At 42.4% G+C, this 17,501-nt stretch carries 12 protein-coding genes; 5 read left to right on the forward strand and 7 right to left on the reverse strand.

The window, feature by feature from the left end; genetic code table 11:
• Positions 1-34: 34 nt before the first annotated feature.
• Complete coding sequence (locus QUD05_RS08795; RefSeq protein ID WP_289795730.1) at positions 35-1,735, reverse strand: glycosyltransferase family 39 protein; 1,701 nt, start codon at positions 1,733-1,735, stop codon at positions 35-37.
• A 99-nt stretch (positions 1,736-1,834) separates the two neighbouring features.
• Positions 1,835-2,077 carry a hypothetical protein gene (locus QUD05_RS08800; protein ID WP_289795731.1) on the reverse strand — a complete coding sequence of 81 codons (243 nt, stop codon included), beginning with the start codon at positions 2,075-2,077 and terminating at the stop codon, positions 1,835-1,837.
• Positions 2,078-2,347: 270 nt separating this feature from the next.
• Between QUD05_RS08800 and QUD05_RS08805 the strand changes: the two genes are divergently transcribed.
• Positions 2,348-5,014: a bifunctional diguanylate cyclase/phosphodiesterase gene (locus tag QUD05_RS08805; RefSeq protein WP_289795732.1), complete on the forward strand. Its 2,667-nt coding sequence runs from the start codon at positions 2,348-2,350 to the stop codon at positions 5,012-5,014.
• Here the strand turns inward: QUD05_RS08805 and QUD05_RS08810 are convergent.
• Entirely contained in the window at positions 4,988-5,815 is an 828-nt protein-coding gene (locus QUD05_RS08810) for a GNAT family N-acetyltransferase (RefSeq protein WP_289795733.1), read from the reverse strand. The genes QUD05_RS08805 and QUD05_RS08810 overlap by 27 nt on opposite strands.
• A 746-nt stretch (positions 5,816-6,561) precedes the next feature.
• Between QUD05_RS08810 and QUD05_RS08815 the strand changes: the two genes are divergently transcribed.
• From QUD05_RS08815 to QUD05_RS08830, 4 genes are all read left to right on the forward strand, one after another.
• Positions 6,562-7,632, forward strand: a complete 1,071-nt coding sequence (locus tag QUD05_RS08815; RefSeq protein WP_289795734.1) for an LOG family protein — start codon at positions 6,562-6,564, stop codon at positions 7,630-7,632.
• A gap of 560 nt (positions 7,633-8,192) precedes the next feature.
• Positions 8,193-9,515 (forward strand): D-alanyl-D-alanine carboxypeptidase, encoded by a 1,323-nt coding sequence (locus QUD05_RS08820; RefSeq protein WP_289795735.1) that lies wholly within the window; start codon positions 8,193-8,195, stop codon positions 9,513-9,515.
• 267 nt (positions 9,516-9,782) lie between these two features.
• Positions 9,783-10,997: an HhoA/HhoB/HtrA family serine endopeptidase gene (locus tag QUD05_RS08825; RefSeq protein ID WP_289795736.1), complete on the forward strand. Its 1,215-nt coding sequence runs from the start codon at positions 9,783-9,785 to the stop codon at positions 10,995-10,997.
• A 373-nt stretch (positions 10,998-11,370) separates the two neighbouring features.
• Positions 11,371-14,808 (forward strand): two-partner secretion domain-containing protein, encoded by a 3,438-nt coding sequence (locus tag QUD05_RS08830; protein WP_289795737.1) that lies wholly within the window; start codon positions 11,371-11,373, stop codon positions 14,806-14,808.
• A gap of 4 nt (positions 14,809-14,812) precedes the next feature.
• On the opposite strand, the gene QUD05_RS08835 is transcribed toward QUD05_RS08830, so the two are convergent.
• The 4 genes from QUD05_RS08835 to QUD05_RS08850 all read right to left on the reverse strand — a co-directional run bounded on the left by QUD05_RS08835 (position 14,813) and on the right by QUD05_RS08850 (position 17,363).
• A complete protein-coding gene (locus tag QUD05_RS08835; protein WP_289795738.1) occupies positions 14,813-15,715 on the reverse strand; it encodes an MBL fold metallo-hydrolase in 903 nt (300 codons plus the stop codon).
• An 11-nt stretch (positions 15,716-15,726) separates the two neighbouring features.
• Positions 15,727-16,110 carry an aspartate 1-decarboxylase gene (gene panD, locus QUD05_RS08840; protein WP_289795739.1) on the reverse strand — a complete coding sequence of 128 codons (384 nt, stop codon included), beginning with the start codon at positions 16,108-16,110 and terminating at the stop codon, positions 15,727-15,729.
• 139 nt (positions 16,111-16,249) lie between these two features.
• Entirely contained in the window at positions 16,250-16,762 is a 513-nt protein-coding gene (locus QUD05_RS08845; RefSeq protein WP_094349222.1) for an inorganic diphosphatase, read from the reverse strand.
• A gap of 415 nt (positions 16,763-17,177) precedes the next feature.
• Positions 17,178-17,363 (reverse strand): TLTLP motif-containing protein, encoded by a 186-nt coding sequence (locus QUD05_RS08850; protein ID WP_289795740.1) that lies wholly within the window; start codon positions 17,361-17,363, stop codon positions 17,178-17,180.
• Between the last annotated feature and the right edge of the window lie 138 nt (positions 17,364-17,501).

The following is a 17,501-nucleotide window of genomic DNA, read 5'->3' on the forward strand; positions in this document are numbered from 1 at the left end:
TCTGTGCAACCATGAACTTTTCAAGAATTGTCAGCTATTGAAGAATTATTTGCCTAGTTGATAGCTCGGCAGATAATTGATTATTAGGTGAGATATTACGTCGCCGCAAATTACGAGTTTTAGCCAATTTCCAGATTGAATAATAGTTATCACTATAAACAATATCTGTCTTGAATTTATACTTTTTTTCTATGCTTTTACCCCAAGCCTCTGAAGGATTAAGTAAAAACACATCACTAAACCCATCAGGAATTTTAGGAATTTTTTGATTGTTCACCAACAGAAATCGCACTTTTGGTTCCAAAAGATAGCTTAAAGAAAAGACATGACCATAATTATTACTCAAAGCATCACTAATCAAAAGTGGACGATTACTCTGATTAATGATTTGGGCAACTTGGGGATTGCCATAATTCATACCCTTATTCCACCAAGTTTCTGCCTGTGAACTCACCTTAGAAGAAATCAAACCACAAATAATCACTAATGCCATGATTATGTGCCAAAAGCTCCGACGCGATCCCCTCCCATTATATAATTGCGTAGTTAGTAGATAGGCAACAGCTAATTGGATTCCTAAATAAGATGGGATTAAATATGCTTCGGTAGACGATCGTATACTCCCAATAATTAAATCTGGCAGTATTAATGGTAATGCTGGTACTACAATTAACGTGATGATAAAAGACCAAATTTTATAGTTAGTTGATTGACAAAGAAAATAAATTGAATATCCTACTAAGCTTAAAAAAGCTAGTCCAATTAAATAGCCTAGAGAATTTTCTGAGCTAAGGTCTATATCAAAAAAAATCCGGCTTAACTGCATCAATAAAAATGGGAGAATAGGTATTAAATCTGACTGTGCTGTTGTTTTATCTGCTGAAATCAAAAATTGAAAAAAATCACCAATTACAACTGTTATCCAAGGCATGAAAGCTAAAAAACCTACTAGTGATGCTAGCAGATAACTTCTCACAGTTTCAGTAAACTGAAATTTGGCAGTTATCATCACATAAATTCCGTGAGCAAATGCTACAAATGCACTCCAAAGAAATGTATAAAGACTAATGGCTAAGGTGACTGCATAAATACTCCAAATAGCGAACAAGTCGGGTTTTTGTCGTTCTTTTGCTAGCTCATCTTCTAGCCGTATGGCTCGCAGCAGAGACGCACTGGATAGTAAAATGGTGACTAACCAAAGAATATATTCTTGTGCTTCTTGGGCGTATACTAGGTGAGTTGGAGAGATAGCCATGAGTGCGATGGCTACGCCCGCCGCAGGCATCGCAACACCAGAAACCGATAATGGCACATTAAATAATTCTCGGCATAGCCAATAAACACAAGGGAAAACCAGCAAACTAATACAGGCTGATAAACTTCTAATCGCTGTCACCGAATTACCAAAGATTTCCATCCACAATCTGGCTATGATGTAATACAACGGTGGATGCTGAGAATCTTGTTTTGCCAAAGACATAATTGTGTCATTTAAGCTTTTTTCTGGATTTGCACCTTGAAACTGAGCAAAACTTTCTTTGCCAATCACACGATTATTAAAAAGTTGCTGTTTCGCTTCATTAATCGTGTAACCAGAAATTCGCAATGAGGCATAAACTTCATTTTGCCAGAAAACTTTACCATCAAGATTAGAAAAACGAAACAATATACCCATCGTCAATAAGAAGATAGTTAAAAACCGCAACCAACTCGGAGCAAATTTGAGATGGTGCATAAGTGGGTTTCCTAAAAAGTTTTCTCAAATCATCTCGTGGGCTGGATGAGGTGCCGCAGCTACGCCCGTCGGCGACATCGCCAAGACTTCAAGCGGAGCCTATTTGTTAAACATCGCCAACCGGACTTTAATTTGATTGGGAAGATTGGCAATCAACACCTCTCCTTTATTAACTACAAAAAAACATGGGCAAGGTTGTATCAAATCCCGCAAAACTGGATTTGGTTGTGAAACCGAGATATAAATGGAGTGTAAAATACACCAAGTGTAGCCGCATCTGTGGTCAGGCAACTCCATAGCTACCGTGCATTGAGCGATCGCTTTGCGGGTTATAGTTCTCAATTCTCCTAACGGCGAATAAAGGATTGTTTTTTGCCTCCAGCACAGGACAGGGTATAGAACGAGCGATGCCTACGGTGATCACTGAGCCAAGTCGCTCGCGGAGCGTCTCGTAGAGAAGTGCGGGCTACGCCTACGCCACGCCACTTGGTATTGTTAACCGATCAGAATTCGAGGTAGCAGTTTAAAGTAGCTGTAGAGCAGATTGATAATACTCCCTTGGCAAGAAGATAAACTCTTGCTTTTAAGCTCTCGGAGGCTAAGATCGCACAGATGCGACAGCAGAATTTCTTGCGTTCGATTCCCAAAGGGTTCTTGAGAGTGCCACTCCGTGTAGCTCTTGTAGTACCTTTCGTTGTGCAAATTTCTGTTGCTGTAGGCTTAACAGCATTCTTATCTTTAAAAAATGGTCAGAAAGCTGTTAATGACGTTGCTACTCAGCTGCGGAATGAGGTTACAACTCGGATTCATCAACATGTTACCAATTACATAGAGATTCCCCAACTTGTCACTCAGATTAACGCCAATGCTGTCCATATTGGTCAGTTAAGTTTAAAAGATGCAAAAAGTTTAGAACGCCATTTATGGAATCAAATGCAGTTATTCAAGCCCTTAAAGCCGATCGCTTTTGCAAGTACACAAGGAGAAATTCATTCGGTTGATCGCCTTAACGATGGTTCACTAGTCATCCGAAAAAGAGACCAATCGACTGGTTACAATTACTATACTTACACCACTGATAATCAAGGCAACATTGTCAGGTTACTTCAAGTTAACCCAACTTTTGATCCTCGCACTCGCCCCTGGTATACAAATGCTGTGAAAGCAGGTAAAACTACTTGCACAGAAATTTATTCATATTTCTCTTCATCAGGGCTAGCGTTCAGTGCAACCCAACCTCTTTATAACCAGACGGGTACTTTGCTTGGAGTGACCAATGCAACGTTATCTCTTTCACAGCTGAGTGAGTTCTTGCACAGTTTAAAGATTGGTCGCTCAGGAAAGACATTTATTGTCGAGCATTCTGGAGAGTTGGTAGCAACTTCAACCGCGGAGCAACCTTTTATCCTGAGTCATGAGGGAGGAAAAAAGAAATCCAAACGGCTCAGAGCGATCGCCAGCAGCGATCGGATCACTCATCTGACAACACAGTATTTGCATTCAAAATTTGGTAATTTTAGAAACATTTCTTCTCGCCGACAGCTAGAATTTGAAATTGATCAGAAGCGGCAATTTGTACAGTTAATGCCCCTTACAGCCGACTGTGGGCTAAATTGGCTGATTATCGTAGTGGTTCCAGAAGCCGACTTTATGGAGCATATCGAAGCTAACACCCGAACCACTATGTTGCTGTGTTTAGGAGCGTTGATATTGGCTACAGCCATAGGAGTGATTACTTCTCATTGGATTACTCAACCAATTCTCTTTTTGAGCATTGCCTCTCAGGAAATCGCTAATGGGAAGTTAGACCAAACCGTTACAGTAGAGGGCATCAATGAAATAAGAGTTCTTGCTCAAGCTCATAATCAAATGGCTGCTCAATTACAAGATTCATTTGCTGGACTCTTAGAGGCTAACAGGCAATTAGAAGCTGAAATTAACGAGCGTAAGCAGGTAGAAGAACAGTTACGACATAATGCGTTTCACGATGCACTGACAGGTTTACCAAACCGAGCTTTCTTTATGGAGAGCTTAAAACACACACTCCAGCGAGCCAAGCGACAAAAGAGTTATTTATTTGCTGTACTATTTCTCGACCTGGATCGGTTTAAGGTGATCAATGACAGTCTCGGACACTTAAAAGGAGACCAATTTCTCATTGCTATTGCAAATAGATTAGAAGTATGCATACGCTCTACGGATATAGCCGCACGACTTGGGGGAGACGAATTTACAATCCTGCTTGACGAAATCCAGAATGTGTCAGAAGCCATCAAAGTAGCTGAACGAATTCAACAAGAACTGACATTACCCCTTGAGCTTGACGGGCAAGAAGTATTTACAACGGCAAGTATTGGCATTGCCCTGAGTTCGACAGTAGACTATGACCAACCAGAAAACTTGCTAAGAGACGCTGATACAGCTATGTACCGAGCCAAGGCGCTGGGCAAAGCTCGCTATGAACTATTCAACCAAGAGATGTATACTAATGCTCTGGTCAGATTGCAGTTAGAGAACGATCTACGCCGAGCGATCGAACGCCAAGAGTTTCAACTTTATTACCAACCGATTGTTTCCCTCACTAATGGCAGACTTATAGGCTTTGAGGCTCTGATCCGCTGGCAGCATCCAGAGCGTGGTTTTGTTTCTCCAACAGATTTTATCCCCCTAGTAGAAGAAACCGGAATGATTGTCGAGCTTGGTTACTGGACACTATATGAGGCGTGCCGCCAGATGCAAAGCTGGCAGGTGAGCCATCCAACAAACTCGTTAGAGAAAATCAGCGTCAATCTCTCAGTCAAGCAATTTTCTCAACGGGATTTAATTGAACAAATTGGAGAAATTTTGCACTCGACTGGTCTTGATGCTAGCAGTTTGATGTTAGAAATTACTGAAAGTGCAATTATGGAAAATGGCGATGAGGCAAATGCCGCACTCTCAGAATTTCGGAAGATGGGCATTAAGTTATCAATTGATGATTTCGGGACAGGCTACTCTTCATTAAGCCGTCTCCATAGCTTTCCGATTAGTTTGTTGAAAATTGACCGCTCCTTTGTCAGCCCGATAGATGGTAATGGCAAGAATTTAGAAATTATTGAGATAATTATCACACTGGCACACAAATTAGGTATGGATGTTACCGCCGAAGGAGTAGAGACAAAAGAGCAGCTAGCATTTCTGAAGAAGTTGAACTGTGAATATGGACAAGGATATTTTTTCTCGCGTCCCTTAGATAAGACGGCAGCATTAGCATTAATCGTGAAAAATCTTCAGTGGTAAGGGTTTTTTGAGATAATTTGGATAACGCCATCTGGCAAAGTCTGCAATATTAGATATAGTTAAAAAATCAATAGTTTTAAACTGCCGATCAATAGCAGGAAGGCTGCATATTTTAGCTCCAATATTCAAGTATGCCTGCAAAATTTTCGGAATTTCAACATTAGATGAATCTGGACAATCTTGAGTCAGTTCTAGACAAAATTGTGAATTTGGATAAACCAAAATACTTGGATGCATCAAGTTATTCTGCCGAAAATAATCATAAGCCCAAGTAGCTTGCCTAGGACATTGTGTTAGTAATGATGCACAACCAAAGAAATATTGATTTTTACTCCAGATGAGATAATTTGCCAGCCCTTCCCAGAGTAGTAAAAGTGTCTGACTATTGCGATATTCTTTAGCTATACATGCACGCCCAACTTCCACTGATACCTGAAGCACAGAATTGGGAATTCCATTAAGATTAAATATATCGGTAGCATCAAAGCCTAGTCTTTGAGAAGCCATTATATAGGTCTGCATCCGATAAGTTCCAATCGTTTTACCCGTATGTTTGGAGATTAGGATTAAATGATGGCAAACCGCATCAAACTTATCTATATCCATCTGGGTAAAGTTAGAAGTAGAAAATCCCAAGCCTAATTCAAGATTAAAAACTTCAAAGCGCAACCGAAAAATTGATTCTAATTCTTCTTCAGTTGAAGCCAGCCGTAGGGTATATTTTTCAGTTTGAAGGACGGGAAAATCTTCAAGAAGGGGAGGAGGATTTAGTGGGTAATTGATGCGTCCAGAAACTTCCATCTATCTTCCTACTTAGATTTGCGAAAATATTCTACTAGGATTTAGGCACTATACAAATAGCTCACATTATGCATTAATGTGTCGAAGTGTAATTGAGACAGGTTTCGATCAACAATCCTTTAGAGCAATATGTTTTGGTTAAGGATTTTTGGTACTGATTTTTGACTTGTAAAGACGCGTGAGCGCAGCAGGATGTTAGCATGGCGGGGCGATCGCGTCTCTACCAAGGATTTTAGGTTGAACTGAACGGTATTGTGGTCTAGAGAGCTTTTTTACTTTCTTAGATTAGGGTTAGAGTGCTTTTATTATGGGCATTAATTCCCAAAAAATCTGGCAATAAGATACAAAATTTTCTTTTGATATACGCTATAGATGTAAGTTATAGCATTTTACACAAACCCTGATATACACCAGAATACAGAATACAGAATTCAGAATTCAGGAGTAAAAGACGCTTTATATTTGGGCAACAGACTTAGCTTGTGTACCTCACCAACTTGAAATCTGCTGTATATTGTGACGACGGATAACCTAAGTGAGAGAGTTATGTCAATTTATCAACCGAGATAACTTGCTATGGTATTCAAAAGTTGAAGTCTCGCAACAAGCCTGATCAAAAAGATTTTTAGAATTTCCGGCTTCAAAAGCAGTTCTGAATTTGCTAACTGCACATCAAAGGGCTATTCCCGCTTGCTAGAGTGTGAGTAGTTCACGTAAAATATAATGCCATTGTTGCAGCAGTTCTCATGACCTCATCTGCGTCGTTTGACACATTAGAGTCTTTACAGGCGGATATCGCTGAATTGATCGTTAGTTTACCGACATTAAAAAATCGGCAATTTATTCAGCAAGCACTTACTACTATTGTTCGTCTAGCTGATACCGAAATCGAGCGTCTCGATTGGAAAATATTATCCGCTGCATTAGCAGATATGGAGCGCGGTTTCCAGCTTTTTTATGATTACCGACACGTTCGCAAAGTCACCATCTTTGGTTCTGCTCGTCTAGCGCCAGATAGACCAGAATATCAAATGGCCCTTGAGTTTGCTCGCGCTGTTTCTCAATTAGGATTCATGGTGATGACTGGTGGTGGTGGTGGAATTATGCAGGCGGGTCATGAAGGTGCTGGGCGAGAAAATTCCTTTGGATTAAACATTCAGTTACCCTTTGAACAGCAAGCAAACCCTTTTATCGAGGGCGATCCCAAGCTAATTAACTTCAAATATTTCTTCACCCGCAAGCTGTTTCTCCTCAAAGAAAGTGATGCTGTAGCCTTGTTTCCGGGAGGCTTTGGTACTCAAGATGAAGCTTTTGAATGTATGACATTAAGCCAAACTGGTAAATTTGGGCCAGTACCTTTAGTTTTAATCGATCGCCCTGGTGGTGATTACTGGCGCTCTTGGAGCGAATATATTGATAAGCAATTAGTGCAAAATGGTCTTGTCAATCCTGAAGACCCCAGCCTTTATACGGTGACAGATAACCTTGATGTGGCTTGTGATGCAATCACCCGTTTTTACCAGGTTTATCATTCCAGCCGCTATGTAAGTGAGAAGTTAGTCATCCGCCTGAAGACAGATATATCAGACGCTCTGTTAGAAAAACTCAATGCTGATTTTAGCGACATTATTATTCAAGGAAGAATTGAAAAAAGTCAGGCATTACCTCAAGAAGCACAAGATGAAACTGTTGGACTACCTCGCCTCATTTTGTACTTCAATCAACGCGACTTGGGACGCTTGTATCAGATGATTGCCACAATTAACCGGATGGGTACTCCTTCACCAGAGGATGTAGCGCATCCAGAAAGAAAGTAGGTAAGCTAAAACACATCTAATTTGCATATTACAATTTTCTCAATATCTTGTGGGGTGGACATCTTGTCATTGGTGTCAACTTAACGCAAAAACTATGTCCCGCAAGGAACTTCAGTTCCAAGATCATGGCGAAAGTCATCTGAAGATGACTAGATATCCCCAAAAATATTCAGTCTACTTCAGTAGACTTTAACTATGAGCCAGAGAATTTATTCTCTGGCGGGTTATGAAGCCCGCAGCGAAGCTATTTCTAGCTTAACTTGACACCAATGACATCTTGTCCGCCCCGGACGGGTGAGACACCCATCCCACAAGAGTTTTTCTAATGCACTATTTAAGGCTGCACACGCCACTGCTGGTCTGTCAAATTCATTTTGACGGTTAGAGAGAAGCGATAAATCGCCGCCTCTACAGGGATCTATCCATCAATTATTTATTGACAGACTACTACTTACAGATGAGAAAAACACTAGTTATTATGACTCAATACTGATTATTGTAAAAAAGCTTGTATATTAGCACAGTAAACAACGCTTGAGATCCTAACAGAGGAATAAAAAATGCTGGAATTATTGGGTTCAGGTTTGGTGTCGCTTTGGCTGGAAATGGCTGGGGTACAAATCAAGCCTCTAGATGCCTTAGATGCTTTGACTTGGCAAAGTAGTCCTGGCTTAGTTCTTGCCCCCGATCCAAATCCAGCTGGGGCGACTACGGTGCAGGAATATCTGAAAAAGCTCATAACATCAAAAGTAGTGGCGCAAAATCTGGCTGAGAATCAGGGGATTTGGATGCAGTCGGGGCCAATGCTGATGGCTAATCATCAAGGTACGACACCTCTACTAGCTGCTTCTTTAACCAAAATTGCCACTTCACTAGTTGCTTTGAAAACTTGGGGACCAGATTACCAATTTGATACTTTGGTGAGTGTCACTGGCTCAGTGGTAAATGGAGTTGTTCAGGGCGATTTGGTGGTTACAGGCCGTGGTGATCCTTTGTTTGTTTGGGAAGAAGCGATCGCTCTTGGTAATACTCTCAATAAAATGGGCATCAAGCAAGTAAAGGGGAATTTGATTATTACTGGCAGTTTTGCCATGAATTTTCAACGTCAGCCAATGCTAGCTGGTCTGATGCTGAAGCAAACGCTAAATCGTGCAACTTGGGGACGCCCTGCGATTTATACACACTCAATTATGCCCAAGGGAACACCCAAGCCTCAAGTTGTCATTGCGGGTGGGGTGAAAGTTGAGGCACAACCAAACCCTCAACAAACTTTGTTAGTGCGTCATCGCTCATTGCCCTTGAAGCAACTAATCAAGGAGATGAACGTTTACAGTAACAATGATATGGCAGAGATGCTGGCAGATTCAGTAGGGGGAGCAACTGTAGTCCAATCAACTGCTGCTAACCTGGCGAGGGTGCCACAAGTAGAAATTCAGTTAATCAATGGTTCTGGACTGGGCCCTGAAAATCGCATTTCCCCTAGAGCAGCTTGTGCCATGTTGATGGCTATTCAAGCTGAGGCATCTGCCCATCAACTGAATCTAGCTGACTTGTTCCCCATGTCTGGATTCGATCACCGGGGGACACTGCACGCCAGACACATTCCCCTGGCGACTGTGATCAAAACTGGTACTCTCCGAGATGTGAGCGCTTTAGCGGGAGTGATGCCGACACGCGATCGCGGTTTGGTTTGGTTTGCTATTATCAACCGTGGGACAAATGTCTGGGGTTTGCGGACTGGACAAGACCAACTCTTGCAAAGTGTTGTTAAACAATTACAACTACCTCCAACCGTTCCTGTTAACCTCACTCCTCATTCAGCCATCAACTCTTTACCCCAGCTAGGTGCAGCTAATCGGAATGAAATTTTATACAAAAGTTAGTTCATCCATCGTTTAGAGTTAGAACAGAGAGCGGGCTTGTCTCATTCGCAATCCAAAAGTTTTATTGATGGGTAAAAACCGAACTTGTAAAGGGTAAATGTCCATAATAGCTTTTGGGTTAAATTTTCTATTAAGTTGATTATAGGATTTCGCAAAATGCCCTAACGCCAGTACTGGAAAGAGCAGGCGNAAACCTGAAGTAAAAATAACTGTAAATAGATTTGTCACGACTAAGCAACAATTAGGCTTATAAATTAGGTTGTGATTATGCGATTTCCCAAATTATCTCGGTCTTTACGGCAACTAAGTACTCATGTCTTAGCGATCGCGCTAGGAGTTGTGCTAGCGGTTAGTACATTGCAAGTGTTACCCTCCCAAGCCGAACCAGCACCCACAATAGCTGCTCTTGATACTTCAAATCTAATTGCTCAACGGCAATCACCAGCTAGTGCTGCGATCGGTAGCACCAGCTTTGTCACAGCAGCAGTTAATCGTGTTGGTTCAGCAGTTGTGCGCATTGATACTGAGCGAACAATTACTCGCCGCGTCGATCCATTTATGGAAGACCCCTTTTTCCGTCGGTTTTTTGGTGAAGGTTTCTCCCAACAGATTCCTTCTGAGCAGTTACGTGGTTTAGGCTCAGGTTTTATTATTGACAAGAGCGGCTTAGTTTTGACTAATGCTCATGTGGTCGATAAGGCTGATAAAGTAACAGTCCGACTCAAAGATGGCCGCACCTTTGAAGGGAAAGTTCAGGGTATTGATGAAGTCACAGATTTGGCAGTAGTCAAGATTAACGCTGGTAATGATTTACCAGTTGCGCCCTTGGGTTCTTCCACCAATGTCCAAGTAGGAGACTGGGCGATCGCAGTTGGTAATCCTTTGGGATTCGATAACACCGTTACTTTGGGAATTGTCAGTACCCTCAAACGTTCCAGCGCTCAAGTTGGCATTAGTGACAAACGTTTGGACTTCATTCAGACAGACGCTGCCATTAACCCTGGTAACTCTGGCGGGCCACTATTAAATGGTCAAGGTGAAGTAATTGGTATTAACACAGCCATTCGCCCTGATGCGATGGGTATTGGATTTGCCATTCCTATTGATAAAGCTAAAGCGATCGCTGCGCAACTACAACGCGATGGCAAAGTTGCTCACCCTTATCTAGGTGTGCAAATGCTAACTTTGACACCCGATCTCGCCAAGCAAAATAACACCGATCCCAACTCTCCGATTCAGATACCAGAAATCAATGGGGTTTTTGTCATGCGAGTTGTCCCCAATTCTCCAGCTGCATCTGCGGGTATCCGGCGCGGGGATGTAATTCTGCAAATTGATGGTAAAGCAATTACCAGTGCTGAACAATTGCAGAATGTTGTGGAAGATAGTCGTCTTGGTCAAGTATTACAGGTAAAAGTGCAACGAGGTAATAAGACAGAGCAGCTTTCAGTACGCACAGCTGAGTTGCAAAATGCGTCGTAGGGGCAATATAGGCGATTTTAATTGTGTGGAATAGTAGGCGCACAGAAAAAGCTGGGTGTCAACTTAAGCCAAAACCCTTTTAAAACCTTGTTGAGAGCAAGAGACTCTGGCTGGAAATGCTTATCATTGTGGCTCTTTTTCGAGTAAGGGAGGTAGAGCCTCAATGAGGGGCATGAAGAGTCAGAGACTTTTTTTCGAGGTAATGATCTCAAAGCATTCTCGCTTAGTAACTTTCACGTGAAGTTGACACCAGTGGCGAGACGCCCATCCCACAAGAAATAGTTGGATATCGACTTGATCTAGTATTTCTTAAGAAAAGTTATTTCTTTTCACTACTCTTAACAGAATAAAATCAGGCAAAAAGATTGAAGCGATGCCTTCTCTACGAGAGGCTTCTCTTTCAGAGAGGCTAACGCGAACGCCAACAGCGAGCAACGCTTATGCCAAAGCGATGACACAGCTTAAAATACCCATCACTACAATCACTATGCAAACCAACCTTGATTCAACAACTGCTGTTTGTGTGGGGATGGGTATTGCGATCGCTTTTTGGGCAAATTGTAGTTCTGCCCAAATTACCCCTAATAGCACTCTACTTAATAATTCTCGTGTCACATTGCAGGACAACATTAGAATCATTCAAGGTGGCACCCAAGCAGGAAGTAACTTATTCCATAGTTTTGAAGAGTTTTCTGTGCCCACCAAGAGTGTGGCTTACTTCAATAACGCTTCAAATATTCAGAATATTATTAGTCGAGTAACAGGTAAATCAGTATCGAATATTGATGGATTAATCAGCGCCAATGGTACAGCCAACTTGTTTCTGATGAACCCCAATGGGATAATTTTTGGGCCAAATGCCAGCCTAAATATCGGAGGTTCATTTGTAGCAACTACTGCAAATGCTATTGGGTTTGGTAATCAAGGTTTTTTTAGCGCTTCAAATCCGAATATTCCTTCATTGTTGACGGTCAAGCCTTCAGCTTTGCTATTTAATCAAATTGTTGCTGCGCCGATTCAAAACAATTCAATCGCACCAGCAGCAAACCCATCAGTTTTTGGCCTGAGTGTTCCCAATGGTCGAAGTTTATTACTCGTCGGTGGCAACATTCAAATCAATGGTGCAGGTTTGTATACCTTCGGTGGGCGAGTAGAGTTAGGAGGATTAGCAGGAGCAGGAACAATTGGGCTTCAGGTAGATGGCAATAATCTGAGTCTAAGCTTTCCAGAGCAAGCAACACGGGCAGATGTCTCACTGACTGGTGGTGGAGTTGCTGTTCCTGCTGACAAAGAGGGCAGCATTATAGTTAATGCGCGGAATATAGAAATTTTAGAGGGAAGTGCTCTCATATCTGGAATAAACGCAGGACTGGGAGAAGTTGATAATAAAGCAGGAGATATAACCCTCAATGCTACAGGAACAGTAACTGTTGCTGGTGGCAGTCTAATTCAGAATTTAGTCCAGACTGGAGCCACTGGCAACAGTGGCAACATTCGTATTACTGCTGAGTCACTTGCGATCGCTGATGAGGCTGCCTTGATTGTTGCATTAAACAATCGTGGGCGTGGAAATCTGGGTAACGTCGTAATTAATGTGCGCGATCAAGTTTCCCTCAATGGAGGTGCTGTATTCAGTTCTGTAAGTAAAGGAGGTGTAGGTAAAGCTGGAAATATCACAGTTACTACTGGCTTGCTTTCCTTGACCAACGGCGGTGTTCTAAATGTGAGTAACTATGGACAGGGAGATGCAGGCAGTGTATCGATTCAAGCTCGCGGTTCTGTCTTTGCGGATGGAGTGGGCAGAAGCGGTTCTTTGCTTAGTGGTTCTCCCAGTGGGGTGGGCAGCTTGATAGGACCTGGAGTTATTGGACAGGGAGGAGATATTACTATTGTAGCTGAGTCACTTTCCCTTACAAATGGTGCCGAATTAGCCGCTAGCATTTCCGGTCAGGGGAGAGCAGGCAACGTTATGATTCAAACCCGTGATCCTGTGTTGATAGAGGGGGTAGGTAGCAATAACTTTTCCAGTGGTGTCTTCAGTACAGTCAATCCTGGAGGAGTAGGTCAGGGCGGAAACGTCACGGTCATCGCTGAGTCACTTTCCCTTACAAATGGTGGTGAACTGGCAACTAGTATCTTTGGACAAGGGAGAGGAGGCAACGTTACGATTCAAACCCGTGGTTCTGTGTTTATAAAGGGGGTAGGTAGTAATGAATTACCCAGTGGTGCCTTCAGCACCTTAGTACAAGGCTCAGGACAAGGAGGAAACGTCACGGTCATCGCTGAGTCACTTTTCCTTACAAATGGTGGTGGAGTCTCAGCTAACACTCAGGGGCAGGGAAATGCAGGAAACGTGACAATTCAGGTTTCGGGGCTAATCTCATTCGATAGGTTTGGTAGTGCAATAACTAATGGAGTGGGACCAAGTGCAGTCGGTGATGGAGGTAATATAAACATCAGCACAGGATTGCTTTCGCTGACTCGTGGCGCTCAAATAAACACTTCTACTTCTGGACGTGGAAATGCTGGCAACTTAACAATTCAAGCCAGTAAAGCAATCTTCTTAGATGGAGTAGATAGTATTAATAACTCTGCCAGCTTCATTGCTAGCTCAGTAGATGCAACAGGTATAGGTAAAGGGGGTAAGCTCGACATTACTACTGCTAGACTGTCTGTAACAAATGGTGCTGTAATAACCGCGGAAACTGAAGGAAACGGAGACGCAGGTAGTCTCACGGTGACAGCAGACAAACTTGAAGTAGTAAATAGCGGTCAATTACGTACATCTACTTCCAGTGACAGCCAAGCCGGGGACATTTCTTTAAGGGTACAAGATCATCTGATTTTAATAGGAAAGGACAGTGGGTTGTTTGCTAACACTGAACCTAGCTCTACAGGTAATGGCGGAAATATTTTCATTCAACCCAGAAATATCACTGCCTCCAAAACTGTCACTATTCAAGACGATGCAAGAATCGCTGTAAATAGCCAAGGTAGCGGAAAAGGTGGCAATATTCAAATTCAAGCAGAAAGTTTGACTTTAGATAACCAAGGGCTAATATCGGCACAAACAGCTAGCAATAAAGGTGGCAATATTAACCTCAGCCTGCAAGACTTGCTTTTACTCCGCCGTAATAGTCAAATATCTAGCACTGCTGGCACTGCTCAAGCAGGAGGGGATGGTGGTAACGTAACTATCAAGACCCCCTTCATTATTGCTGTTCCAAGCGAAGATAGCAACATCAGCGCCAATGCTTTCACTGGTAAGGGTGGTAATGTTGACATTACAGTCAAAAGTCTCTTTGGCATTGAATCTCGCTCACGTCCAACTTCCCTGAGTGATATCACTGCTAGTTCTGAACGTGGGGTGGCTGGGACTGTAGAACTAAACACACCCGATGTAGACCCTAGTCGTGGTTTAATTCAACTACCCTCTAACCTTGTCGATGCATCCCAACAGATGGCTCAAGGTTGCACTCCCAGAAGAGGACAAACCGTTAGTCGCTTTATCGCCACAGGACGCGGTGGATTACCCCTTAGTCCTAACGAGCCTCTGCGGGGACGAGCAGTGATTACAAATTGGGTAGATTTGCCCCCACAAGCAACAGAGAGAGTAACGGATAAATTATCTGTGGAAATTACAGATAAAAAATCTACTACATTTGTTACCAAATCTACTAATCAGATTGTGGAAGCCCAAAGCTGGGTAGTTGATCCTAATGGAGACATCCAGCTAGTGGCTCAAGCACCTAACGTCAGCCTATATAGCCCTTGGCAAACAAATATCTCCTGCACTACATCTAAGTATTAAAAAATCACTTACCAACAGATAATACTAGACCTTCATAGGCTAGTATGGCTTGAGAAAAAGCAGATTTAATATCGACTTGCACCCGATCGAGAAAATCATCATGGTCATCTGGGTGATGATGGGAAATGGCTAGCCGTTTGATACCAGCATTTAAAGCTGCATTCACCGCAGCTTGCCAAAGTAAATCAGCAGAATCATGGTTGTGAGATGTCGGGGGAGTGTAAGTGGCATTGGCAATCAGCAAGTCAACGCCTTGAATAAACTCTAAAATTCGCTCTCGCTCCACTTGATCGGCATTTTGGTGCAAATCTGTGATGTAGGCAACACTATACTCTTGCCAAGTAACTCGGTAGCCAACTGACCGCTGAGTTTGATTAATTAATGCAGTTGTAATGGTGACATCATCTAACTTCACATCACTTTCTGGAGTCAGATTGTAAAACTGCAATTCAGACTGCATTACCTGTAAAGGGTAAGGAAAGTGCGGCTGGAGCATCTGATCGTACAGACATTGTTTGATTGAGGCTCCATTTGAGGCAGCTGTGCCGTAAATATGGAAGCAATTTTCCCCAATAAATGCAGGAGCAAAAAAGGGAAATCCTTGAATTCGGTTTGATTGGCAGTTGGTAAAAAATAAATGGGCTTCTAGTGGCTGTTGCAGTTCTTGCCAAGTTTTACCCAATATGCGTAAGCCAGTACCACCATCAAAAATCAAGCGTTTCCCAGCTACATGTAGTTCTACACAAGCGGTATTACCACCATAACGACTGGTATTGCTACTAGGAGTGGGTATCAAACCTCTGACACCCCAGAATTGCACGATAAATTCACCTGCTGGGCTACTGGGCAGGGTAGATGACTTTTCTCTTATGTAGCTCTGGGAATCCGACAACTCAAAATTTGACATTTTCCTTGAAATTAGACCTTAGTGAGCAGGTCATCGTAGCGCCGCACTTCCAACAGCCTGTTTTTTTCGTCCACAATGACTACCGTAGGAGAGTAACTTTTTAACTCTTCTGGAGTGAACTGCCCGTAAGTCATTATAATCAAGCGATCGCCAATAATGCCTAGACGTGCCGCACCTCCATTTAGCTCAATTACTCCTGAATGGGCTGGAGCGGCGATCGCATAGGTAATAAAGCGCTGACCGTTGGCACTATTAACTACTTGCACCTGCTCATAAGGTAAGATACCAGCTTTTTCCAAAAGGATTTCATCAATGCTGATACTACCTACGTAGTTGATATTCGCCCCCGTAAGGGTGCAGTTATGAATTTTTGCCAAAAGGAGAGTACGCTGCATTCTGGTTTGGGGTTGGTGGCAGATTTTAAAATCCGTAACAAGGGAAAGTTAGCAAAGTGAAGTCAGGAGTTAGGAGTGAGGAGTTAGGAATAAAAATTCATAACTCTTAACTCTTAACTCCTAACTCTTAACTCCTCTATTATCCTCTATAAGCTTTGACGGATTTTTCTACTAAAGCTGCAACCTTGTCCACATCTTGCCAACCGAGAATTTCAGTCACCTTTTTTTCCAAATTTTTATAACTACGGAAAAATTCGGCAATTTCATCTAAACGGTGTGGTGCTACGTCTTTCAGAGATTTTACTTGAGTGTAGCGCGGATCTTTGTCAGGAACACAAAGGATTTTTTCATCGCGATCGCCACCGTCAATCATCTCCAAAAAGCCAATTGGTCGCGCAGCAATAATACAGCCGGGAAAGGTCGGCTCATCAATTATGACCATACCATCTAGGGGATCGCCATCATCAGCCAAAGTATTGGGTACAAAGCCGTAGTCATAAGGATATTGTACCGAGGAATAAAGTACTCGGTCTAGAGCAAAAGCTTCTAGTTCCTTGTCGTATTCGTATTTATTTTTACTTCCGCCAGTAATTTCAATGAGAACGTTGATTAGACCCGGTTTCGGTTGGGCAGGAATACGAGATAAGTCCACAAAAAACTCCTCTGATAACGGTGAATCATGGGGGCACTCAGTCAGCTTCGCTCCCCGTGTAGAATTTTAGGGCAATATGGATCTCTTCCCAAGGTATTTGTTCTATGGCATAGCGCACTGGGGAAGAAACTTTCAGATGTAACCTATTCCCTTGAATTACCAAAAAATAGAAAAAGCGTTACGAGCAAACTTCGCAACGCTTTTTCCAAGAGGGTATTATGGATATACTCCGCCCTTAATTGCTATNNNAGGGATTTCTGTCGTAACTTTGTTAAGACAACTCAAATCTGGAGTCACACAATCCAGATTNNNCTTATTCTTGACGAACTACACCCACATCTACAGAGATTGCTACAAAATCAGTGTTCTGCTTTTTGTAGGTCTCCTTATGAGGAAATGCGACTGGGAAGCTCGATCAATTTTGATTTCCTTGTATGTTTTGGATCAGAGGTTGCTGGTTATTTTGAACATTAGTTGAAGAATAGTGGGCGATGACAAATACGGGTAGGGTAAGAGTCAACAGAGCGATCGCAGTTCCCACAATGTCTGCCAAACGTTGGGAATATGTATCGGCATTGGCAGACTGGCTATTTGAATTCATACAAAATTGAAGTTCTTCGTAACACTGTGTAGGTTGACTCTCTGAGTGAGAGTATTAATGCTATTTTAGCTATTTTTAAACTGTAAAATGTGTAGCATTCTACAATTTAAACCAGTTATACAACTGTCATAGTAGCCT

The organism is Nostoc sp. GT001 (assembly GCF_030382115.1).
Classification (GTDB): domain Bacteria; phylum Cyanobacteriota; class Cyanobacteriia; order Cyanobacteriales; family Nostocaceae; genus Nostoc.